The organism is Vibrio ostreae, from assembly GCF_019226825.1.
In the GTDB taxonomy this organism is placed as follows: Bacteria; Pseudomonadota; Gammaproteobacteria; order Enterobacterales; family Vibrionaceae; genus Vibrio; species Vibrio ostreae.
In genome coordinates this window covers 1,418,195-1,442,204 of sequence record NZ_CP076643.1, presented here as the reverse complement: position 1 = coordinate 1,442,204, position 24,010 = coordinate 1,418,195, and the positions used below count along the sequence as shown (strand labels likewise).

19 protein-coding genes are annotated in these 24,010 nt (G+C 50.5%); 13 read left to right on the top strand and 6 right to left on the bottom strand.

Going from position 1 to position 24,010, the window contains the following annotated elements; translation table 11 throughout:
- The 8 genes from KNV97_RS12620 (at position 1) to KNV97_RS12585 (ending at position 6,980) form a co-directional block, all read left to right on the top strand.
- Positions 1-711, top strand: coding sequence for an OmpA family protein (locus KNV97_RS12620; protein WP_218563271.1), 711 nt, complete (start codon positions 1-3; stop codon positions 709-711).
- A complete protein-coding gene (locus tag KNV97_RS12615) occupies positions 708-1,844 on the top strand; it encodes an HNH endonuclease (RefSeq protein ID WP_218563270.1) in 1,137 nt (378 codons plus the stop codon). The genes KNV97_RS12620 and KNV97_RS12615 overlap by 4 nt, the downstream gene beginning before the upstream one ends.
- 4 nt (positions 1,845-1,848) lie before the next feature.
- On the top strand, positions 1,849-2,004 hold the full coding sequence (locus KNV97_RS12610; RefSeq protein ID WP_218563269.1) for a hypothetical protein: 156 nt from the start codon (positions 1,849-1,851) through the stop codon (positions 2,002-2,004).
- A gap of 197 nt (positions 2,005-2,201) precedes the next feature.
- The gene (locus KNV97_RS12605; RefSeq protein ID WP_218563268.1) at positions 2,202-2,810 is read left to right on the top strand and encodes a class I SAM-dependent methyltransferase; all 609 of its coding nucleotides are present in this window, start codon (positions 2,202-2,204) and stop codon (positions 2,808-2,810) included.
- 3 nt (positions 2,811-2,813) lie between these two features.
- On the top strand, positions 2,814-3,941 hold the full coding sequence (locus tag KNV97_RS12600; protein WP_218563267.1) for an HNH endonuclease: 1,128 nt from the start codon (positions 2,814-2,816) through the stop codon (positions 3,939-3,941).
- A gap of 452 nt (positions 3,942-4,393) precedes the next feature.
- Positions 4,394-5,809: a cytochrome ubiquinol oxidase subunit I gene (locus KNV97_RS12595; protein WP_218563266.1), complete on the top strand. Its 1,416-nt coding sequence runs from the start codon at positions 4,394-4,396 to the stop codon at positions 5,807-5,809.
- 1 nt (position 5,810) lies between these two features.
- Positions 5,811-6,818 (top strand): cytochrome d ubiquinol oxidase subunit II, encoded by a 1,008-nt coding sequence (gene cydB, locus KNV97_RS12590; RefSeq protein ID WP_136484161.1) that lies wholly within the window; start codon positions 5,811-5,813, stop codon positions 6,816-6,818.
- A gap of 18 nt (positions 6,819-6,836) precedes the next feature.
- Positions 6,837-6,980, top strand: a complete 144-nt coding sequence (locus tag KNV97_RS12585; RefSeq protein WP_136484160.1) for a DUF2474 domain-containing protein — start codon at positions 6,837-6,839, stop codon at positions 6,978-6,980.
- A gap of 188 nt (positions 6,981-7,168) precedes the next feature.
- Here the strand turns inward: KNV97_RS12585 and KNV97_RS12580 are convergent, their stop codons facing one another.
- Both KNV97_RS12580 and KNV97_RS12575 read right to left on the bottom strand, forming a co-directional pair.
- Positions 7,169-7,363 (bottom strand): hypothetical protein, encoded by a 195-nt coding sequence (locus tag KNV97_RS12580; protein WP_218563265.1) that lies wholly within the window; start codon positions 7,361-7,363, stop codon positions 7,169-7,171.
- Between the two features lie 229 nt (positions 7,364-7,592).
- The gene (locus KNV97_RS12575; protein WP_218563264.1) at positions 7,593-8,360 is read right to left on the bottom strand and encodes a carboxylesterase family protein; all 768 of its coding nucleotides are present in this window, start codon (positions 8,358-8,360) and stop codon (positions 7,593-7,595) included.
- Between the two features lie 312 nt (positions 8,361-8,672).
- On the opposite strand from KNV97_RS12575, the gene KNV97_RS12570 reads away from it, so the two are divergent.
- A complete protein-coding gene (locus tag KNV97_RS12570) occupies positions 8,673-9,137 on the top strand; it encodes a MarR family winged helix-turn-helix transcriptional regulator (RefSeq protein WP_218563263.1) in 465 nt (154 codons plus the stop codon).
- A 311-nt stretch (positions 9,138-9,448) separates the two neighbouring features.
- On the opposite strand, the gene KNV97_RS12565 is transcribed toward KNV97_RS12570, so the two are convergent.
- Positions 9,449-11,164, bottom strand: a complete 1,716-nt coding sequence (locus KNV97_RS12565; RefSeq protein ID WP_218563262.1) for an IucA/IucC family protein — start codon at positions 11,162-11,164, stop codon at positions 9,449-9,451.
- 181 nt (positions 11,165-11,345) lie between these two features.
- Between KNV97_RS12565 and KNV97_RS12560 the strand changes: the two genes are divergently transcribed.
- From KNV97_RS12560 to KNV97_RS12545, 4 genes are all read left to right on the top strand, one after another.
- Positions 11,346-12,539: an MFS transporter gene (locus KNV97_RS12560; RefSeq protein WP_218563261.1), complete on the top strand. Its 1,194-nt coding sequence runs from the start codon at positions 11,346-11,348 to the stop codon at positions 12,537-12,539.
- A 20-nt stretch (positions 12,540-12,559) separates the two neighbouring features.
- On the top strand, positions 12,560-14,749 hold the full coding sequence (locus tag KNV97_RS12555; protein WP_218563260.1) for a TonB-dependent receptor: 2,190 nt from the start codon (positions 12,560-12,562) through the stop codon (positions 14,747-14,749).
- A gap of 308 nt (positions 14,750-15,057) precedes the next feature.
- Positions 15,058-17,733: a GNAT family N-acetyltransferase gene (locus tag KNV97_RS12550; RefSeq protein ID WP_218563259.1), complete on the top strand. Its 2,676-nt coding sequence runs from the start codon at positions 15,058-15,060 to the stop codon at positions 17,731-17,733.
- Positions 17,734-17,743: 10 nt separating this feature from the next.
- Positions 17,744-19,102 carry a lysine N(6)-hydroxylase/L-ornithine N(5)-oxygenase family protein gene (locus tag KNV97_RS12545; RefSeq protein WP_218563258.1) on the top strand — a complete coding sequence of 453 codons (1,359 nt, stop codon included), beginning with the start codon at positions 17,744-17,746 and terminating at the stop codon, positions 19,100-19,102.
- A gap of 219 nt (positions 19,103-19,321) precedes the next feature.
- Here the strand turns inward: KNV97_RS12545 and KNV97_RS12540 are convergent, their stop codons facing one another.
- From KNV97_RS12540 to KNV97_RS12530, 3 genes are read right to left on the bottom strand one after another with little or no spacing between them, the layout of a single operon-like run.
- Positions 19,322-21,673, bottom strand: coding sequence for an ATP-binding protein (locus KNV97_RS12540; protein ID WP_218563257.1), 2,352 nt, complete (start codon positions 21,671-21,673; stop codon positions 19,322-19,324).
- On the bottom strand, positions 21,666-22,457 hold the full coding sequence (locus KNV97_RS12535; RefSeq protein WP_136484151.1) for a substrate-binding periplasmic protein: 792 nt from the start codon (positions 22,455-22,457) through the stop codon (positions 21,666-21,668). Before KNV97_RS12535 ends, KNV97_RS12540 begins: the two co-directional genes overlap by 8 nt.
- 10 nt (positions 22,458-22,467) lie before the next feature.
- The gene (locus tag KNV97_RS12530) at positions 22,468-23,199 is read right to left on the bottom strand and encodes a response regulator (RefSeq protein ID WP_136484150.1); all 732 of its coding nucleotides are present in this window, start codon (positions 23,197-23,199) and stop codon (positions 22,468-22,470) included.
- Between the last annotated feature and the right edge of the window lie 811 nt (positions 23,200-24,010).

Sequence of the window (24,010 nt, the reverse complement as noted above, 5' to 3'; positions counted from 1 at the left end):
ATGGAAAAGATATTTGGTAGAAGCCACCGTACAGGCGAAGGTGGTGAGCATTGGATGTCTGTCTCTGATCTCATGGCTGGTCTCATGATGGTGTTTCTGTTTATATCAGTAGCATTGATGAGAGATGCGATGAATGAACGAGATAAGATTAAAGAAGTTGCTGTGACTTATGAGAAAACACAGCAAGCTATATATATCGCTTTGTTGGATGAGTTCTCTGCTGATTTAGAAAAGTGGGGGGCTGAAATCGATAGAAGTACTCTAAGTTTAAACTTCACTGCACCCGATGTTCTTTTTGCTAATGGCAAAGCAAGTTTAACGGAGCAGTTCAAATCAATATTGAATGATTTTTTCCCCAGATATCTCGGTGTTCTCGATCAATTCAAACCATCTCTTCAAGAAATAAAAATAGAGGGGCATACGTCCAGTCGGTGGAACCATGATTCATCTAACTATGAGGCGTATTTTAACAATATGAGTTTGTCTCAGGCGCGAACCAGGACGGTATTAAGTTATTTGATGAGCTTAAACGAGGTTCGTGATGAACATTACAGCTGGGTAAAAAGTAATGTTGCAGCCGTTGGTTACTCATCTTCAAAGACCGTTTTAAAGGAAGATGGTACAGAAGATGAAAAACGTTCAAGGCGAGTTTCATTCAGAGTGGTTACGAATGCTGAGGAGCAAATCAGAAAAATTCTGGGTGGACAATGAAGTTAGGTATTTCATTTCAATCTCTGATGCAGGCCATTGACTTAATGGAGCCGGAAGAAAAGGGACAGTTCCACCTCGAGTTAACTGAAAAGATTATAGAAAAGCTAGATCTTGAGTTAGCAGAAGGTAAAGACGTTGAACTGAAGGATGTTGACGTTGATTCTGGCCTACTTAGCTATAAAGGGCGTCAGGTTCTTCTCTATATAAAAGATCATGGTTCAGCGGTGCAGTCTGCAGTTCACAGTCCGGAAACTGGAAATAGATTTCATGTTGCTGACTGCACCAAGTTGAAATCAATGCGAGCAGAAGGCCGTTTCGAGCGATATGTCGTGATAAACGATACCTCTGGCGACTTTCCTATATCTGGTAGTTCATATTTTGGTGGTCATTTAGAGGAAGGAATAGCAAAGCTAAAAATATGTAAGTTCTGCTTAGGACAGCTTAATTATAAAGGATATTCCACTGGCGCAAGCCGAACTGAGGTTTTTGACCAATTTGATATGGAAGAATTTTTTGCTACTTATAGTTCTTTCTTTCCACATATGCCATCGAGAAAAGCTGAGGCTGCAAAAACAAACTACACCAGCGATTGGGCTAAAATATCTTCTCATTATCGAGTAGAAAAGAACTTTGAGTGTGAGCAGTGCAAAGTTAATTTACGCACTCATAGAAGTTTACTCCATGTGCATCATATTAATGGTGTTAAATCTGATAACAAACCGTCTAACTTAAAAGCTCTTTGCATTGACTGCCACAGTAAGCAGCCTATGCATCAACACATGTTAGTGAGTCACTCAGAAAGGCAGTTAATTAACCAACTGAGAAAAGAACAGGGAATTCTTGACAATTTAGGTGAATGGAAAGAGTTGTTTGATTATGCGGACCCTGGTGTACATGGTATTTTGCACGCTTGCCGTAAAGCGACTCTTAAGCTACCAGAAGTTAACTTTTATGTTGAAGATAGCTTAGGAGATATTGCAGCGAAAATTGAACTTGCATGGCCCAAACATCGTTTTGGGATTGCGATATCACCGAATGATATTGAAGACGCGAATAACGTTGGTTGGCAAGTCGTCAGTATCAGTGATTTTCTTGAAAACTATAAATCACAAGCTTCGAATTTAAGGTATTAGCTAGATGAAATTAGAATTTGAAGAAATTGTTGAACAAATTATTACAGTCTCATCGCGTGAAGAGTTCGGCAATGACTTCGCTGCAACAAAGTCATTAAAGCATACCAAATCATCGCTGCAGGCTACTTTACTAAGAGAGTTCCCAGACGATGCATACTAACGAAGTTTGGGATCAATTCTTGGAGGCAGTTCGTAGTGATTATCCACTATTAAGCACGAAACTTCGGTTCCTAAGTTCCAGCTCAACCGGTGCTTAGATACGATTGTCGTCACAATTATTCATTCTTTTCTAATACTTTATCGCCTTGTGTCAATGTGCCATATATGATTTACGTACTATGTTCCTTGGTTTGATATATGTCCGCAACTATCTCTTTTTACGACGAAAATGCTACTCATCTAGCTCAGCAATACAATTCCCTCGCGTTTGAATCTGTCCACCAATCTTGGTCTCAATACTGGCCGAAGTCGGGAGCAGCGGTATTAGATGTTGGTGCTGGTTCTGGAAGAGATGCGAGGTGGATGAGTGAGAGAGGCTGTTCGGTTGTCGCTGTGGAACCATCAATCAGGCTGCGTGATCTTGTACAGCAAAGCTGCTCTGAAGACGTTACTTGTTTAGATGACTCGTTACCTTATTTAAGTCATGTAGTAGGGCTGGCTAAGCGTTATGACTTAGTGATGCTGTCCGCTGTCTGGATGCATATTCCTATCGAACAACGTTCCATCGCAATTAAAGTGCTTTCTAATCTTCTGGTTGACGATGGAATTCTAGTTATCACATTACGTCACGGTGGATTTAGAGACGGTCGTGAGACTTTTGGTGTTTCCGTCTCGGAGTTGGATAAGTTAGCGGGTGATTTCGGATTGGTTTGCTGTCATGTCGAAGATGAAAAAGATTTCCTTAACCGAGAAGAGGTTATGTGGCAAACCGTTGTAATGAAGAAAACCTTAGGTTTGGAGGGCTAGAGCATGTCACACGAATATTATGCCGATAAGTTTCGTACGCTGAACATGAATATTGCTGGTGGTAAGAAGAGCCCTCATAAAGTATGCATGCTACTTGCGGTCATGGATCTCATCCAAGTGGGACATATCGCTTCAAACAAAATTGAACTGAATCAGCCTTTAAAAGACAGATTCACAGAACACTTCAACAGCTTTGCTCAGGGTAAAGATAAGAATACGCCAGAGAATCCATTCTTCCATCTGAGAAGCGAGGGGTTCTGGCACCTTGCCTATCACGCTGGCTATGACGAAACGACTATTCGTCGCTATTCTTCAAAAGCGATCGCGTATGCCTACTTAGACGATGAGCTTTTTGAAGATATGAAGAGCTTTATCATCAGCAACGAACTTAAAGAAGCGCTGGTTTCAAACCTTACTGATTTAGCTGCATTATATTATCAGTGGCTTATGGATATTGGTAAGTCGGAGAAAACCGCTAAAAACTATCTCGGAGCGATTCGTGGTTCAATTTCCAATTGGCTAATGGATACGTACCAAATCTGTGAGCCATTAACCGACATCACATCCTACCGGAGATTTACCCAGTATGAAGAGAAAGTCAGACAGTTAGAAGTTTTTAAGCTGACGGATCGAAAGGGTAAGGGGATGTATAGTGCTGCGTTAACTCACTATCACAAGTTCCTAGCGGACTTAGCTCAAATCGACGTTAACGCAGATATTCGCCAGGTTATGTCGGACAAAAAACTAACGGATACTGAAAAGAGCATCATGGTTAAAACCAGAATGGGCCAAGGTCTCTTCAGATCTCAATTGGTTCAAATGTGGGGTGGTTGCGCCGTGACAGGATATCGTAATACTCAACTTCTGCTTGCATCTCATATTAAGCCTTGGCGTGATTCAAATAATCGCGAAAGGCTGGATAAGTTCAACGGGTTATTGCTGTTAGCCAACTTGGACAAAGCTTTTGATCTTGGCTTTATATCATTTGATGACAACGGAAAGGTGCTAATTTCAGGGTATCTTGAAGCGCCAGAAGTCATAGGGCTCAGAGAAGATATGTCTTTTAGGATCATTCGTGAACACAAGCCATATCTAGCACATCATAGAAGTGAGTTGTTTAAGGGAATATGATAAACAGCTTGTGATTAATTACTATTCTTAAGTATCGGCTCCTCTTATTTTATATTCTATTTAATTATGTATTTTTAGTATTTGTAGGCACGTTTAGATAAGATCATATATTTCATGTGACTTACTGGTTACATAAATATCATCTGAATAAGAAGAGAGTCAGTCCAAGTTTAAAATTTATATTAAATCACGAATTACCCACACAAAATAAGTTGTTATTCACTGTGAACCTTTACAGCTAAACCTTCGTATCCAATATGCAGAGCAGTTTTGCAAAAATGCAGATTAACACTATGACTTTATTGAATAATATTCTGTAAGTGTGATTTTCTGGTCCTGAAATAGCCAGAAAGCGCTGTATTGCTTTGTTAAATTTGTTACTAATTTTGGCAAATCCTGAGGTCTTGAATTAGGGTTTAAGGGTTATAACTCGAATAATACAGGGGTTGGTAATGTTTGGACTGGATGCATTTGAACTTGCCAGAATACAGTTTGCGTTTACCGTTTCGTTTCACATTATTTTTCCTGCACTTACCATCGGTGTGGCCAGCTACCTGGCCGTGCTGGAAGGGCTGTGGCTGAAAACAAACGATAAAACGTATCTGTCGCTTTATCATTTCTGGTCGAAGATTTTTGCGGTTAACTTCGGTATGGGTGTGGTATCCGGATTGGTGATGGCCTACCAGTTCGGCACCAACTGGAGCGGGTTCTCGGAGTTTGCCGGTAGTGTCACCGGGCCGCTGCTGACGTATGAGGTGCTGACCGCTTTTTTCCTTGAAGCGGGCTTTCTCGGTGTGATGTTGTTTGGCTGGAATCGGGTCGGCAGAGGTTTGCACTTCTTTGCGACCTGCATGGTGGCACTGGGCACGCTGATGTCGACTTTCTGGATCCTGTCCTCCAACAGTTGGATGCACACGCCACAGGGCTTTAGTATTCAGGATGGAGTGGTGATCCCGGAAAGCTGGATGGAAATCATTTTTAACCCTTCTTTCCCGTATCGACTGTTTCACATGACGATTGCAGCATTCCTGTCCAGTGCTCTGTTTGTTGGTGCCTCTGCTGCCTGGCACCTGCTGAAAGGTAATGATACACCGGCTATTCGTCGTATGTTTTCTATGTCGCTCTGGATGGCGTTGATTGTCGCTCCGATTCAGGCGGTGGTGGGCGATGCGCATGGCCTGAATACGCTTGAGCATCAGCCGGCTAAAATCGCTGCGATAGAAGGACACTGGGAGAACGAACCCGGTGAGCCGACGCCGCTGATTTTGTTTGGTATTCCGGATATGGAAGAAGAGCGCACCAAATACGCGCTTGAGATCCCGTATCTTGGCAGCTTAATTCTCACCCACAGCCTGGATAAACAAATTCCGGCGCTGAAAAGTTTCCCTAAAGAGGACCGTCCAAATTCTACCATCATCTTCTGGTCGTTCAGAATTATGGTCGCGCTCGGCATGCTGATGATACTGCTGGGTGTTATCGGGTTATGGTTACGGCGCAAAGGAACACTGTATCAAAACCGGGCGTTTCATCGCTTTGCGCTTTACATGGGGCCATCCGGATTGATTGCGATTCTGGCTGGCTGGTTTACCACTGAAATTGGCCGTCAGCCGTGGGTTGTGTATGGCTTGCAGCGCACCCGCGATGCGGTCTCACTGCATTCTGAGTTACACATGTCGTTCACCTTGTTGGCGTTTATTGTGGTGTACACCTCGGTGTTTGGTGTTGGGTACGTCTATCTGATGAAACTGATTAAAATCGGGCCGGAAGAAGGTGATGTTCATCATGATGAGCCGGATATCTCACACACGCCAGCACGGCCGTTGTCGGCGGTGCGTGACAGAATTGATGGTCCGGAAGGGGGGAAATAACATGGGTATTGATCTCTCGATTATCTGGTTTGTGATTATTGTTTTCTCGACCCTGATGTACATTTTGATGGATGGCTTTGATTTGGGGATAGGCATCCTGTTCCCGTTCAATAAAGATGAAACGCATCGTGACGTTATGGTTAACACGGTCGCGCCAGTGTGGGATGGGAACGAAACCTGGCTGGTGCTTGGTGGCGCAGCCTTGTACGGCGCATTCCCGCTTGCTTATGCGGTGATAGCTGATGCGCTGGCTATCCCCCTGACGATCATGTTGATTGGTCTTATCTTCCGCGGGGTGGCATTTGAGTTCCGATTTAAAGCCATTCCTGAGCACCGTGCCTTTTGGGATAAAGCGTTTATCGGTGGGTCGATTGTTGCGACGTTCAGCCAGGGCGTCGTGCTCGGCACTATCATCAACGGGCTGGAAGTCACCGGGCGAACCTACAGCGGCCCGTCGTTGATCTGGCTGGCACCATTCCCGCTGTTTTGTGGCTTCGGACTATTGGTTGCTTACGCGTTGCTGGGCTGTACCTGGCTTATTCTCAAAAGCGAAGGTGACCTGCATAAGCGTATGTGTGAACTTGCTGTGCCGTTGACCTACGTGATGCTCGCCGCGATTGTTATTGTCAGTATCTGGACACCGCTGATGCACAGTGACATCGCCGCGCGCTGGTTTACCTGGCCGCAGATTCTGTGGTTTGCGCCGGTGCCGATTCTGGTCGTGCTCTGCTCTTGGTGGTTGATACGTTCGGTCTATAATCATGCTCACTATCTGCCTTTCATGCTGACCTTGCTGCTGATGTTCCTGGGTTTTACCGGGCTGGGTATCAGCCTGTGGCCGAATATTATTCCGCCGGCGATCAGTATCTGGCAGGCTGCGTCACCACCGCAAAGTCAGGGCTTTATGCTGGTCGGAGGCTTGTTGATTATTCCGGTCATTCTGGTTTACACCTCGTGGAGCTATTACGTCTTCCGCGGCAAAGTGAAACCAGGCGAGAACTACCATTAACGCGTGGGGGGTGACACGATGAACACGACTGAAAAAACACCGGGTCCATGGTGGAAAAAGGTCATGTGGCTGGTGGTTATCTGGAGTGGCAGTGTGGCGGCCTTGTTTGTGGTCTCTCTGTTGCTGAAAAGCTTTATGAATGCCGCAGGGCTGCGTGCTTAAGTAGAAGGTGCGTTACTCATATCATAATCATTTCAGTCAAGCGAATATAACCCCGGTTTAGTAGCCGGGGTTTGTCTTATGATGTTCAGGATGAATAGGTCAAATCACCGAATCGAGCCAGACCAGGATCATGTCGGCGTAGAGGGCGATTAGACCGGCTACCAGCCCGATGGCACTGATAAGCAGGATCATTCTCCACCCCCCTGATGTTGGCGATGCCAGTGCACCACGTAGGTCAGTGAGGCCGTTACGCCCGCCAGCAGTAGGGTCGGAATCCACAGCCATGCGCTGCCGTCCTGCACCAGTAATTCATAAAGCATTACGGCGACAAACAGGCCAGCTAAAAACAGTGGTGTATATCCCTCGTCTTTAACTTTGTACATAAGTGCTCCTCAAGTTCGCATTGCTGTTGATTATTGTTGTATGCCAGCAAAGGATACCCGGTTTGGGCCTCTTGGGCTTACCGGTGTTTGAACTACTAATGAGTATAGATAGGACTGGCTTTTATGACAGTAAGGAAACACTTGTTGTAAGGGTATTTGTCTCGGGTGAAAACGCAGAACAGCGGGGTGAGCCTCCCGCTGTTCGTATCTGTGGTAAAGCCGCGGTGAGTTACTGTTTATGATGTTTCATCAGCCAACGATAGACGTCACTATTACCGTAAGCAGTGACCCAGGATGCCGAGTGGCCACCATCTTCGATTTCGCTGTAGCGAATGGTTGAGGTGGAGCCGCCTGATCGAATGATAGCATCGACCATCTGGCGCGAATAATCCACATTAGTGACTTCGTCAGCACTGCCATGAAATACCCAGGTCGGAATATGTTTGATGGTTTTGGCCTGCTTTGGGTCGGCGCTGCCAGCGATAGGCAGTGCGGCAGCAAACAACTCCGGGCGCTGCATCATCGCGTTCCACACGCCCTGACCACCTCTTGATAATCCGGTGATGTAGACGCGTGCCGGATCGATATCGGGATTTTCAACCAGAAGTCTATCCACCAGGTGGAGCAGAGCGGTCATAGACTCGGTCGATGGCGTTTTCTTATAGTTATAGGGGGCTAACGTTGTGCTTGCCCAGCGCATCGGCCCCGGAGTTTGCGGTGCGAGCACGTAAGCGGCTTGAATGGACTGATTTTCCGCGCTGGCGAAATATTGCGGGCCCCAGTTGGTGCCCTGATACATCTGCGCCTGATTATCAGTCCCGGCTTCACCGCTGCCGTGCAGATGAATGATCAGCGGCAGCTGGCCATGTTGCTGCGGAGTGTAGAGCTGGTATGGAAGGGTAAACTGGCCATCGTCGTAGTTTTCAGCTTGCCAGGCAGCGAAGGCCGGTGTGGCGCAGAGGGCAGAAATAGCGACTGACAGAAACGGTTTTAACATTAAGACCTCGATAGATTTGTACTTGTAATGTAACCGGTATCATATCAGTGAGCACACGCTGCTGCGTATGATTGCTTTCACAAATATGGCTGATGTCTGAGGTGAATATTTTAACCTGGTTCCAGGTTGATTCGGCGCAGTTATGCGGGCGACTGATTAACCTTCATCGCTGGCCGTACAAAATTATCAGCTTAGTCAATATCATTGCCTAAGATATAGTTGCCTAAAAAATAATTGCTTAAGCAAGTATATTTTATTATGCTGTACTCCGAATCGCAGTTACACAAACTTTACGGGCTCTAGGAAGAAAAAATGCCAGACAAAGCGTTGCTTTTATGTGAGCTGACCAACAGCCTTCAGCCAGTAAAAAGAGCTTGGCAACGGGCCGTCTCGGAAGTGATCGCTGAATACGATATTTCGATGTCTCTGGCGATGCTAATGGTGCTGGTGTACCGACATCCGAACGGCATTAACCAGAAATTGCTGGCCGAGGAGCTGGGGATTAACCCAGGCGCACTGGTGCGTTTGCTGGACCAGGCTGCAGAAGAGCAGTGGCTGGAACGATGTGAAGTGGCCGGTGATCGCCGGGTAAAAACGCTGCATGTATTACCTCGGGGTACGGAATTAGCACAAAAACTGGTTAAAGTCGCCGATGAGTTACGTCAGGAGCTGATGGCCGATGTCTCTGCTGAAGACATTGAATGCGCCACCCGGGTGTTAAGACAGTTTGAAACCCGCGCGACGGAATATGTACAGCAATGTAAATGCGATAAATGAGAGTGAAACCGAATAGTCAGTCGTGGCGTTGAGCGGCGGCTGTGGATGATGTGCCTAAGCGCTTGTCCGCCTAGTTTTTCCTTTCTCGTCAACAAAGTTGGGGAGTTCTTCTCCCATATTAATATTAATCCACTGCAAACCTATTAATATACGAGTTGTTCCGTATATACGGAAACGTGTCATCTCGGGGTAGTTAAGTCCTATACCTCGGAGATGACTTTTTTTTGCCTGAAGAAAATTCGTTGCTTCATGTCCGATGTATTGACGGGCCATTTCCTGCGCAGAAATGGCCCGTTGTGTTTTAGACCGCTCTAAGGGTTAAGCGGGTTAGGTATCGGTTGGCCGATATCCGGCAGAGGTCGCTCATTGCTGTCGCCATAACCGATGCGGAAGCGCACCCGGTTGATACAGATTTTATCGATGGTCGGCGATAGCAGGTCGAACTGAGCGTAACGTTCGGCTAAATCCGGATGTTGTTGCTGATAGTCGGTCAGTGTCTGACGCAGCAGTTGATAAAACTCCTGTTCAGTAACGCCAAGGCCAATCAGATGCGGTGAGATAAAACGTAGCACGGTAACAAAATGGCCGGTCAGCAGGTCATGCACCAGGTATTTAGGCGGCAAGCGGGTCAGGGTATTACGGATATCGGCGTTAAGACTTTCCAGCTCGGGATAGGCTTGATCGACCAGGCGCAGGTCACCGTGAAAGTCCTTGATAATGCAGCCGGCCGGCTGATTGTTTTCCAGGATCAGGGTGATGTTCTGGCCATGAGCCACCAGCGCAACGCCGTATTTACACATCAGATGGTAGAGCGGTACCACCACATGGTTAAACAGTTTCGCCAGCCAGGCTTTGGCGCTGAGTTCTGAAGCGTCAATGAGTGCGCCGATAAGCGGTGTACCGTTTTGATCGGTTTGCATTAACGCCGCCATGGTCATCGGGCGCTGACTGGCGCCGACTACGGCTTCGGCCCGCTCACGCCAGATGCAGCCCAGCATTTCATCATAGCGATACGGACCTTGTTTGATCTGCGCCTGAAACGGGTGAGCACAGTAGAATCCGGCCACTTCCTGCTGCACTTTCAATCCGTGCTGAGCAAGGGTTGGATCGCTGGCGGCGGTTTTGGCCAGCCAGGCAGAAAGCTCTGGTCCCTGAACGATAAACTTGCCCGGAATACCGCGATAACTGGAGGTATTGAGAATACTCAGCGCGGTTTTAGCGTCGTACTGGACGGCTGTATCTTCTGCGCTCAGGGTGCGAATCGACTGTTGTGCCAGCCAGTCCGGGCCATGTTCGCCCAAATCAATCAGATCCCCATCAGCAAACAGGCCGGCGTATTGTCCGGTCAGAAAACGTTGGTATTGCCACGGATGAACGGCAATCAGCCAGAAATTTTGCGCTTGCTTGCCAAGCGAGTGCTGTAATGCGCGCAGAGTCTCCGCTTCAAGCACATTTTCCAGTAACTGCTGATACTCCAGCCCGGCCGCAATACCAGACTGACACAAGGATTTTCTCACCGCCAGCCAGCGCAGTTTGAATGCCGATCCGGATTCGGGCGCGTAGCGCTGCAGATCGTCGGCTCCCCAGCCAAGGCGCCCTTTGTTGGCAATCGCTTTCGGATGAGAGTCGATATAACGCTGACGCAGCGTTTCAGGCATTTGCGCCATGTCACTCGCGGTCACGTGCTGCAACTGAGCTAAGCGCTGCATATCGCTGTACAGGGTTTGCTGCACTTCTTCTAACAAATTGGCCAGATTGATATCGTTGATTTCCAGATCGGCCTGGACATCGAGCAGTAGCTGCGCAGCGAGTGGCTCGCGAAGGTCCGAGCAATGCAGTGAAGCCTCATCAATATTCAGCATGCCCCACACCGTCACGCCAGCCTTAAAGCGCCACTCACGATCGGCGGTGGCAAGCACCCAACCTGCGCCTGCAGTTCTGGGCTGAAGCCGCTCCTCATAGTGCAATTCGGTGATGATTTTAGCGCAAAGATGCTGGTTGGCTGAAAGCCAGTATTGCTTATTCATTAGGGGCAATTCCGTGTCGTTAGTGGATTGAATCAATGACATATTCAACGGTTTTTTAACGTTGCACTGTGTGCTGTTGCTACAAAACCGCTGACATACCTTTACGTTATTATTGACATATCTTTACATATCAGGCAATCATAATAGTAACTATTATCATTTAGATTTAAGTTTGCGTTCCATGATGCCTGTTTTAACCCTGGCTTTGATATCACTTGGTATCAACCAAACTGTACTGCTGTCCGCAATCCCCACCTTGATTGAGTGGGTCGGTCAGAGTGATTCCGCAGCTTCGGTTGGCTTGCTGGTCGCGATGGTGAACATGAATTTGGTCAGCTACTGGCTGGGAGCCGGTTGGTGGGGCGGAGTGGCTGAAAAGCTGGGATTCGGCCGAGCGATTCGTCTGGCATCTTGCGGCTACATAGTGGCTAACCTGAGTTTTATCTGTCTGTTGCTGCTGGCGCCAGGCAACATCTGGCTGATTGGCGTGTGCCGTTTTGCGATTGGTGGATTCAGCAGCGCGTTTTTGCCGCTTAGCCAGGCGCAACTTGCCGCGCAGGGCAAAGCGACCCCCGGTGCGCTGTCGGCATTGAGTGGTGGTTTGACTATCGGTCGCCTGGCCGGACCAGCGTTGGTTCTGTTGCCGGTATCGATTCCGGTCATCTTGTTGGTCCCGATTGTCCTGGTGGTGCCTGTGCTCTTCATGGCCCTGCCGGGTCAATGTCATGCCTCTGGCCAGTCTGCGCAACTTGCACGTCCGTCAGAGGAGACAAAAGCCCGGGGACAAAGCGGTTACGCACGCGTGGTTTACAGCGCTGCATTACTGACGACCGGATTTGTTGCGGTATTTCAGCTTTATGTGCTGCAGTTTATCACCTCGCACGGCTATGAGGGTGAAGAAGGTTCTAAAGTTTACGCGCTGATGATGTTGGCGACCAGTGTGCTGCTGGTGGTCTATCAACTGCGCGTGATCCCGAAAATAAGTCGCAGTTATTCCTCTGCATTGTTGCCCGTTTTACTCCTCTCTCTCGTTATTGGCTGGATAATACTGGTGACAGGCGGTGCGAACTGGTGGGGCTTGTTTTTCGCAGTGGTGGGGTTGTTATTAGCTGTCGCTGGTTTACCGGCCTGGTATACCAGTCGTTTGTTGGAGCGGGAATCTGAACCTGCCCGGCAAGCCAAAAGCAGTGGCTATCTGACGCGCTCTCACACAACCGGACACATGGTCGGAACCGGGTTGGCTTCGCTGTTTTTACATCAGCAATGGAGCTTATCCGTGCTTATTTCTGCCCTGGTCCTGTTATTGCTCTTCACCGTGCTAAAACTCAGGAAAAACACTGAGTCCGGCACTTGTTCCTTTATGCAATCTAATTAGAAGAATGGATATCTAACATTATGAAAAATACCACTCGATGTGTGGCGAAGTTAAGCCCGATCGCTTTAATGATCTTTGCCAGTGTCAGTCAGGCAGCATCACCGGATACTATCGTGGTCACCGGCAGCCGTTCGGAAACAGCCATCGCAGATGTGGCTTCAACGATGTGGGTCGTTGATCAGGAAAAACTTGAGCGTGCTCTCAATTCAGGTGCTGATCTGAAGAATGCGCTGGGCGAGCTGATCCCGGGGTTTGATTTCGGGAGTAACGCTCGTACCAACTATTCGCAAAACCTGCGTGGCCGTTCGGCACTGGTGATGATTGACGGTGTGTCTCTTAACTCAACTCGTAACATCAGCCGTCAGCTCGACAGCATCGACCCGTTCAACATTGCCCGGGTGGAAGTGCTGTCAGGTGCCACGTCTATTTACGGCGCGGGTGCGGCTGGCGGTATCATCAACATCATCACCAAGAAAGCGACCGGCAATGACCTGACGGTTGAAACCAAAGTGGGTGGCCAGACCGGCTTTAATGACAGCAATGACCTCAATAAAAATGTTGCGGTGGCGCTGTCCGGCGGTACCGATACCTTACGTGGTCGTGCGTCTGTGGCGTATTCAAAAAACGGTGGGGCTTACGATTCTCACGGTGAAATGATTCGCCCGGATATTACTCAGACAGACCTGCAGTTTAATGAAACCATTGATGTGATGGGTAATGTCGAATTCACGCCGGACGATCACCAGAAGCTGTCGGTAACGGCGCAGTATTACAACAGTGAGCAGGACTCGGATTATGCGACGTATCTCGGTCCGAACCTGACGGGTATTACTGACCCATCGGTGGTAGAAACCCGTAAAGGTTTACAACTCGACAAGCAGCCGAATACTGAACGTGTCATGCTGAATGCTCAATACAGCCACGATGATGTGCTGGGGCAGCAACTTCTGGCACAGGCATATTTTCGTACTGAATCGCTGCGTTACTTCCCGTACCCTTCAACCGGACGGATTGGCGGAGCGACGATTCCTCTGTACGGCGCATCGGAACAGAAATCGACCGTTTATGGCCTGAATCTGGCGTTAATCAAGCGCTGGGAACAAGTCAAACTGACTTACGGTATGGACGCCTCGCGCGATTCATTTGAAGCGGACCAGACTATTTTTGATGCAAACCAGGCCCTCGCTTCCGGCGGATTGGTGTTTGATCCGGTCGATACGGTTTCGCGTTATCCGGATATCGACAGTAACTACTATGCGCTGTTCTCTCAGGTGGACTGGGAAGTGATGCCGGACTGGTCGGTCAGCGGTGGTTTCCGTTATGCGATTATGGAACATGAGATCAGTGACCATGTCGGTGTTGAAGCGCAGTACGCCTACGATGCAGGCTTGCTGCCAAATCAGCCGGAAGCGATTACCGGTGGTGATATTGATTACGATGAATGGTTGTTTAATTTAGGGTCGGTTTATCACCTTACTGACAATATGCAGGTATGGGGCAACTTCTCGCAAGGCTTTGACGTGCCGGATCCGGCTCGCTTCTTTGGCCAGGGCACGTACCAGTTAGACGGATCTCTGTCTGGGTCAACTTCGGTCGACAACGCAAGTTTACAGGGCGTGAAAACCAACTCTTACGAACTCGGCTGGCGTATGTCGCAGGGAGCGTGGGATGTGCAGGTCGCCGGTTACCTGTCTCTGTCAGATAAAACGGTGTCTTATGACCGCACCACCTTTGCTGTCGGCGTTGAAGATGACGATAAGCGTATCTACGGTATCGAAGGTCAGACTGTTTACCAGATCAACGATGATTTCTACACCGGTGTTCAGGCGCATTACGTGAAAAGTGAAACCAAGGTCGACGGCAGCTGGGAGAAGCTGGAAGCCGCGTCGGCCAGCCCGAGCTCAGGCAGTGCCTGGTTTGGTTTTGATAACTACCAGTATGGCGCTGAACTGCGCGTCAACAGCTTCATCAGCTACGAAGATGAAGATGGTGAGAAACTGGAGAGTTTCACCCTGGCAAACCTGAGTGCGTACTACGCACTGCCGGTAGGCCGCCTTAACGTCGGTATTCAGAACCTGTTTGACCGCGACTACGAAACCATCTGGAGCCAACGTGCACAGATGCTGTACGGCGCAAGCTCATCACCGGAGATCTACTCCCACAATGGTTTGGGCCGGACTCTGGCGGTCAGTTACAGCGCGACCTTCTAAGGTGTGCAGCATGAAGCCGTTAACGTTTACCAAAGCGCAGGAGTTGTTGGTATGACGACTTAACCGCTCGTGCTGATCTCAATGGCGGAACCGGCCTGACCCGGTCGGTTCCCCCGTTGGCTTATCTGGCCAGCTTTCAACTTTTTCTCTGTTTACCTCCCTGTGCGGCTGTCAGTAACGACCAGCTTTGGCTTCGTGCATCCCTAATTTAGGGCGGTGGGTAGCCAACAGAGACTTTTACATTTTTCAGGACACACATTTTACAGGCCAGGCCTTAACTAACCTCACAAACGATGAAGGATTACTTTATGACTCATGCTTTGACCATGCAGCACTTTTTAAACAGCTTTTTGCTCGAAACCGGAGCGGCGCGAGTAGAAGAGCAGGTGGTTCGGTTACCTCTGAATGCAGGGCGTGAACTGGTGATCCCCCTGGCTTATGTTTCGGCGGCGGGCAGGCACCGTTATCGCGGCGAGCTGCTGTTATCGACACCGCAAGGCCTGCAGCCGGTCGATTTTGACAGTGCTATGGCTGAGATTGTCGAGCATTATTTTGATTCGGTTGCGGCAAGCGATAAGGCTAAGTTTGTTCAGCGTGTGCTGGACTCGGATAGTTATGTCCAGCGCGCGGATGCCGCGCTGCACGCGCGTGCCGCGGTGCAGGGCTTTATTGCTTCAGAGCAGAACCTGAGCGGGGGGCACAGTATGCACCCGGCACCGAAGTGCAATGAGCCGCTCAGCGAGCAGGAACAAGAGGCCTATCTGCCGGAATTTGGCGCTCAGTTTGCGATTGAATGGTTCGCGGTCAAGCGTTCTTGCCTGGTGGGTGAGTATGTTGGTGGTGATATGGCGCAGGCGCTGATGGCCCTGTTTGAACAGCAGACAGGTCAGAGTGTGGCGGCGCTGCCCGGCGCTGAGTGGCTGCCGCTGCCGCTGCATCCGCTGCAGGCCAGAGAGTGGCGCCGTACCCGAGGACAATATCACCTTGCCGCCGATGCGGTGCAGGATCTTAAGCTGAGCAGTGGCGGCTGGACCGCGACGTCATCTTCGCGCGCCGTTTACCATCCGCACTGTCCGTGGATGCTGAAAGTGTCGCTGCCGGTGCGCCTCACCAACTCACTGCGTTTGATGACCGAGCCGGAAGCACGGCGTGGCACCCAGTTCAGCAAACTGATGGCCACCCCAGCGGGTGAAGAGCTGCAGCAGCGCTTTGAACATGCCTGTTTTATCCAAGAGCCGATGTGGTGTTCGGTGCAGGATGATGATGGCCAGACGCTGGATTTGCCGCTGGTCAGCTTTCGCCATAACCCGTTTTATGCCGCGCAGGATGAGCAAGCGCCGCTTAATGGTGAGCGCTTCTATATGCTGGCCAGCCTCAATCAGGATGCCGGTGCTGGCAAGGACAATCGTCTCACCGCCTGGATTAAAGCGTACGCCGCACAACACGGTTACACCAATGAGCTGGCCGCTCGCCACTGGATGAGCGCGTTTATGCAGCGCGTGATGGCGCCACTGTGTGTGGCGCGCAGCGATTACGGCATTGTGATGCTGGCCCATCAGCAGAATCTGCTGCTGGAAATTGAGCACGGCATGCCGGTCGGTGTGGCGGTGCGTGATTGTCAGGGATTTGGCCTGACCACGCTGGCCAAAGAGCGTTTCGCTGACGTGCTTGATAACGAAGCGCCGCAGTATTTTATGGAATGGGATGAACTCAATCCTTATCACGCCTATTACGTCATCGGTAATACCCTGCTCAATACCATCGCATCTATTGCGGTGTCCGGCATCATCAGTGAAGCCGATTTGTGGCAACTGTGCCGTCTGGAACTGGATGCGCTGGCCAAACAGCATCCGAAAGACAGTTCTTTTTATCAGTACGTATTGCAATCGCCAACCCTGCGCTGGAAACGTAACTTCTTCTGCTTCCTGTCAGCGCACAATGAAGCAACGCTGAAAGATCCTTCGATCATCTACTGTGATATTGCTAACCCGCTGCAATGGCCTGCAGGCGACAATAGTCTGTCACGAGTGCACAAACCGCTGCCGGGCGGGCGCCGTATCACGATTGCTGAAAAACAGCATACCGACGCTGCGGCGCAGTTCGAACTGCTGGAGCATGGCCGCAGCGTGGCGGCGTTCTCGCTGCGTACCTGTGGTGATGATGTCACTGAACTGCACAGCGAGAGTGTCGATGTCAGCGATGCCATGCTGTGGTGGAGCGCGATTGAGCATGCGTTTTATACCGCCCGTTTGGAGCAGATTCGAATTCCCGGCTGGCCGCAGGGCAGCAAACTGCTGAGTAAAGCCGAATTTCTCGAGCACTCGCCATTGTGGCTGCATGCCGCGCAGGATACTTGCGCTGTCACTATGACCACGGCGGTGAATGGTTCCCGTCATCCGCTGCGCCCGCTGCACCCGACCGGCGTTGTGTTCCAGCGTTATTTTTATCACCTCAAACGCACGCTCACTTTCCGTGTGATTGAGATAGAGCGCGATCTGCCGACCTTCCATCGCTGGCACAATCATCCGGTGGTGGCTCAGATGTGGGAACTGGAGGGCTGCCTGGAGGAGCATCACCAGTATCTCAATAAGCAGAAACAAGATGACCATATTTACGGCTTAATCGCAGAATTTGACGGCGTATCCTTTGGTTATCTTGAAGTGTACTGGGCGGCAGAAGACCGCATCGGACCGCATTACCAATACGGCTTGTTTGATAAAGGTGTGCACATGCTGGTGGGCAACTTTGCCTATCGTGGCGGTACTTACTTTGATACCTGGGCGAAATCGATTGTCCATTACTGCTTCCAGCAAGAGCCGCGCACTGAATCTGTGGTCGGAGAACCACGTGCCGACAACCAGCGCGTACTGAAACTGAATGCCCGGGTGGGTATGCAGGTTCAGTTCGAATTTGATTTTCCACACAAACGTTCAGCATTGATCCAGTGCGGTCGAGAACGCTTTTTCCAGCAATTCGCTTTTTAAGGAGCTCATCATGCAAGGCACACACACAAGGAAAGGTCACGATACTCAACCCCAGTCTGCACATATCTATGATGTGATCGGCGTTGGCCTGGGGCCGTTCAATCTCAGTATTGCGGCACTGGCGGCGGAGAAAGCGTCATTGTCGACGCTGTTCCTCGATAAGAAAGCACATTTCGCCTGGCATCCGGGATTGCTGCTGAATGATGCCAAGATGCAGACGTCATTCCTTAAAGACCTGGTTTCGGCGGTGGATCCGACCAGTCGTTACAGTTTTCTCAACTACCTGGTCACCAACCGTAAATTCTATCCGTTTATGGCCTCCGGCCAGACGACCATCAGCCGTCTTGAGTTTTCGGACTATCTGGGCTGGGTGGTCAGTCAACTGCCGAACGTTGCCTTTAATCAGGAAGTGACGGCGATTGAACAGAGCGACGGCGTGTTCAAAGTCTCAGTCGGGCAGCAGCAGTACCTGACCCGACATCTGGTGATGGGCACCGGCCTGACCCCGAGTATGCCGGAGTGTGTGACGCCGTTTGTCGGTAAGCACTGTTTCCACGCCAGCGAACTGGCGCTGCGCGATCCGCAGCTGACCGATAAGCGGGTGGCGATTATTGGTGGCGGACAAACAGGTGCGGACGTGTTCCAGCATGCGTTTGACGGCGAATTCGGCCACGCGCGCGAGCTGAACTGGATTTCACGCCGCGCCAATATTGAAGTGCTGGATGAAGCCTGTTTTACCGACCAGTACTTCATGCCGGACTATGTTAACGATTTCTATCAGCTTGATCAGGCCACTAAACAGCGCGAGGTGGCACGCCAGAAGCTGACCAGTGACGGCATCACCAGCGACTGTCTGCAAGGCATTTACCAGCGTCTGTATCACGATAAGTATGTATTGCGTAAGCCTAACTGGTGGAACATTTGCCCGAACCAGTCGCTGGTGGCGATGCGTCAGGATGAAGACGGTTACCACATCACTCTCGCCCACGGCCTGACCGGAGAAACCCGTGAGATCAGCGCCGATGTGGTGATCATGTGTACCGGATTTAAGCGCATCGTGCCGCATTGTCTGCGCGATCTGCAGGATCAGATATCCTGGGATGAACATGGCCGGCCAATCTTGTCGGCGGATTTCTGTGTCGACTGGCAGGGCGCGCCGCACAACCGGATCTATATGGTCAATGCCGGGATCGCCTCGCATGGGATTGCCGAGCCGCAACTGAGCCTGGCCTGCTGGCGCGCGGCACGTATCCTTAACCATGTTGCCGGTTACACCGTGTATGATCCGGTCGAGCACCGTAATATGCTTGACTGGGGCATGGCGACCCAGGCGAGCCAGGAGCGCGTCAGCAGTCGTTTAATCTCCTGACAGGCACGCGGTTTGTCTGGACTGTTGTGTTTATAAAGCGAACTTAGAGCAAAATAGCCAAGCCTGAGCCCGGTTTACCGGGCTCAGGCTTTACTTTATTTGGCGCGATGTTCTCGGGCGAGCCCCCTATTTTTCAGCAGATCAAATGCTTTCAGCAAATCAAAAGCTTTCAGGAAACCAAAAGCGTCCAAAAAACGAAATGCTGCCAGGCAACGAATCTTATGTTGGTGCGTTTAATGCGGCGGTTAAGCGCGTCAATTCGGCCAGGCTGGCCCGACTGTACTGAGCCAAGTCCCTGCCACGCTGAGATGTCAAAGCTTCTTCTAAACCCTGCCGGGCTAAATCTTCCAGCGCCCGTAACTGGTGTGCTAACTGACTGGCGCCGAGAGACTCTGCATCACCGGCCAGACGGTGGGCCTGCTCTGCGATGTCATAGTGATCGCCGCGTTGCATGGCTTGTTCAATCCGGGGCAGGATCTTGTCACAGCTGCGTTGCAGTGTGTGGATAAGATTGGTTACCCGGGCGGGGCCCAGAATCGTGCTGTGCGACTGAAAAACGGCGAAGTCAATCAATGCCGCAGCGGTGTCAGGCGGTTCTGTCTCTGGCAGAATTTCTGCTTTGGCGATCACCTGATTGATCACTTTATACAATCGCCCGATTTTGAGCGGTTTCGGCTCAATGGCAACCATACCGGCGGCGTGATATTTCTGAATCAGCCCGGGCTGAATATTGGCAGTCAGTGCAATGACAGGCGTATTGGTGTTGAGCCCGGACTGGCTGGTGATGTGGCGGGCAACATCTACTCCGCTGATGTCCGGCAAGTGGACATCGAGCAGGATGACATCAAACTTACGCTCGCTGGCCGCCAGTAGAGCCTGACTGCCCGTCTGTGCCAGTTCGACCTGGTGACCGTCCTGACTGAGCAGTGCCATGGTCACTTCCTGATTCACCGGCGTATCTTCCACCAACAAAATTTGAAGCCCGTCCAGCCTGGCCGGATGACTGGCTTGGGTTAACGCCGGGTACTGCGCCAATTCAGGTGGTGTGCTGAGCGGCAGTTCAAACCAGAATGTGCTGCCGCAGGCGGGCTGGCTGGTCACCCCAATTTCTCCGCCGAGGCTGTGTACCAGTTTTTCGGTGATCGCGAGGCCAAGCCCGGTCCCGCCAAAGCGGCGGGTAATGCTGTCGTCGGCCTGGCTGAAACGTTCAAAAATACGTGCTAAATCATTTTGTTCGATGCCGATTCCGCTGTCGCTGACGGCAAAACGCACCCACTGCTGATCTGGCCCGGTACGGGAGCGGGTGAGGGTGACATGCACAAAGCCCTGCTGGGTAAACTTAATGGCATTGGAGATCATATTGGCCAGCATCTGGCGCAGCGCGCCCGGTGCACTCTGGCAAACATCCGTCACCGCCGGGTCAATATCAAATTGTAAATCCAGGCCTTTTTCCAGCGCACCAGCGGAAAACAGGTGGCAGCTGGTTCTGACCAGTTCATGCAGGGAAAACAGCTGGTTCTCCGGAATATAAGCGCCTTCTTCTAATCGGGCATAGTCGAGCAGGCCATTGAGGATTTCCAGCAGTGCGTCACCGGACTGATAAATGGTATTAAGACGCTCTTGTTGTTCCGCCGAAAGTTCAGTGCGACCCAGTAGCTGCACCATCCCCAGGATGCCATTGAGCGGGGTGCGGATCTCATGACTCATGGTGGCGAGAAACTTGGTTTTGGCCTGACTGGCGGCTTCGGCATTTTCTTTGGCTTCGAGCAGATTCCGGGTACGTTGTTCGACCTGTTCCTGCAACTGGTCCCGGCTGTACCTCAGCTCCTGTTGCTCCGACTCACGCCGCTCAATATCACGCAAAATGGCCAGGCGCATTTCATTGATCGCTTCGACCACCTGATCCAGTTCATTACTGCTGCGCTGGCGGGCGCGTTTTTGCAAAGTGAGCGGTTGCCGGAGATGACTTTTACTGATTTGACGGGTGAACTGTGCCATCCGTTCCAGATGACGGGTGATATTAAAGTGTACGATGCCAAACAGCACCACGCTGGTGGCCAAAATCATCAGCGACTGTACCAGAAAGCTCCACAGCGCAGATTCAATCAGCCGAGTATGCACTGCCGCCACATCGTGAAAGACAGTCAAGATACCTAACTGACGCGGCTCGCGCTGCAAGGTGTGATAAACAATCGCAAACTGGTTGGAGGCCGCGGCTTTGGCAGGTAGCGTGCCAAACTGCAGCTTCTCCGGCCAGTCAGCGCTGTCGAGAGTCACGGCCTGAATATCGGGAAAGTTCATGATGCCCTGCAGTTGCAGGTTGACCTGCTCTTTATCCAGATTCCACACGCTCTTAGCGATACCGTCTAACTGGGAAGAAGCGATCAGGCTCAGGCGAGTCTGCAGGCTGTGTTGTTCACGGCGGTATTCGGCCCATACCTGTAGCGCAGTAGTGACCACAATCAGCACCAGGCCACAGAGCAGAAAGCGTTTAAGTACCTGATAAACCAGAGGGTGATCGGTATGGTAACCACGTGCTTTACCAAGCCAGGAGGCAGAAGTGTCAGTCATGCGCACCTCCGTACCGGGTCGATATCCGGTATTGTTCGGCGTATTGTGCCATCAATTCACCAATATCAGTCTGGCGGGTGATCTGTTGCAGGGCCTGATCCAGTTCAGTCAGATGAGCAGAGAGCGGTGATTTTTTCGCAATCGCAATATACCAGTAATCGGTGGTCAACGGACGCTCCAGCGGGACGATGATGTCTTGATAACCCAGGCGCTCGTTTTGCAACTGGCCGCCATAGCGACCGAGAGGCATCATATCAATACGTCCGCGCAGCAGTTTAGCGAAGTTCTGCTCGCCACTGGACACATAGTCGACCTGCATATGGCGCGCTATCCAGTCGTCCATTTCATCCCCGTAGGAGTCACCCAGAATGACGCCTAAGGTTTTGCCTTTCAAATCGCTCAGTTGGCTAAACTTTTGGGGGTGCTGGCGATTGTAAAACAGCACAATCGGCTCTTTGACGATCGGCGTCGAGAGATAATGGTTGTAGTTTTGCCGCCCGGCGACCTTATACATAGCAGTGGCGATATCAATATGGCCCAGTTCCATTTCCTTTAAACAGCGTTGCCAGTTAAAGTCCTGCTCAAATGAGAGGGTGAGGTTAAAGCGTTGAAACAACTGTTGCAGCAGATGAGCGCCGACGCCTTTTACCTGATGGTTATCGACCCAGGAAATCGGCGGATAGATCGGCAGCCCGCACGCTCTATAAGTGCGGTTATGATCAAAATGGTTTGCCTGCGCGAGCGGTATCAGTAGCAGGCAAACGAAAGCCAGTAACGTTTTCATACCGGCTGCGTTATTCAGGTGAGTAGAGGTAACCGACACCGTGCACGGTGATCAGCCATTTCGGACTGTAACTGTCATCCTGCAGTTTGCGGCGAATACGGCCGATCAGAACATCTATGGTACGATCGGTGGCGTTCCAGGAGCGGTTCCTTAATCTGTCCATCAGTTCATCGCGCGACAGAGAGCGGCCCGGGTTGGTGGCCAGCGCGTTGAGCAACTGAAATTCCGCTTCGGTCAGTTGGACCGGTTCATCGCCGTCCGCTTTTTTCAGCCAGCGGCGATGGATGTCCATTTTCCACGGTCCGATGTCGATAAAACCACCAGGTTCTTTTTCCGCACTGCGTTCCAGCGTCTTGAGCTTTCGGACCCGGCGAATTAGGTTTTTGCTACGTGCCAGAATTTCGCGCGGATTGAAAGGCTTGGTGACGTATTCATCGGCGCCGCATTCCAGGCCGATGATACGGTCAATCTGATCCTGACGACCGGTGACCAGAATAATGCCAATCTCTGATGCACTGCGTAATTCGCGTGTCAGGGTCAGGCCATCTTTGCCGGGCAGGCGAATGTCGAGCAGCACCATGTCGATATCATGTATCGCCAGCAGCTCTTCGCCGTGCTCGGCGGTTTCTGCCGAATGGACAATAAAGCCCTCTTCCTCAAAATAGCTGACCAGCGTTTCTCTGGTGACATCGGAATCGTCGATCACCAGTATCTGAGCTTGTGCGTTTACCACGGGGGTCATAATCAGAATCCTTTCTAGTGCGGCTGATTTACTGGCTTGTTTACACGTTTAAGCGTCTGCAGATATACAGGTTTGCAATCGTATAAGTAGCAAGTGCCGTTCCCTTTATACCAACTGTAAATATTAATTTGCTTGATAAGCAAGCTTGCAGCCCGCCAGAGATGAAGCAGTCTACATTTTAATCCGTCTGGTTTACATACTTTCACAATCTGTTGGCTGAATTTTACTTGTTATTACTTATGGTTGATGGCTGTCAACTACTGTTTAACGAGTACCCAGGAGGATTGCATGGCGGTCAACGCGCTGAAACGGATTTCCTACAAAAGTGCAACATTCGCACCAGGTTAGTGCCGGATATCCGGCGGCCGGGCAGGAGGTGGTGGGAATCCCAATCATGACGGGAGATGGGGCAGATGCTGGGACAACGCATGCCTGCATGAATGTTGTGCTACAGGCAAATAATGCGATGTTAATCAACGGTTACTTAATGGGTTTTAATAATGCTATTTGTTGTATATTTGGTGGATATAGCTGTCCTTGTGGTGTTTGGCTTGATTTACAACTTAATTACAAGCTGTTACGCGTGGTTTGAGACTTGTGGACAGGATAGGGCTACAACTTAACCTACCAAGCCGGAGGATAAACGCGGGCAGAGTGCTGATGCGTTTAAGCAACAACAGATTGAGGATCAATCCTTGTGTACTTCCGGTGTACTGGCATCTGAATCATTTTCTGCTCTGCGCAAGGAGGCATTATGTCTAAAGAGCAAATAAGTCGGTCTAAAGAACAAACAACGCGGTCTACAGAACAA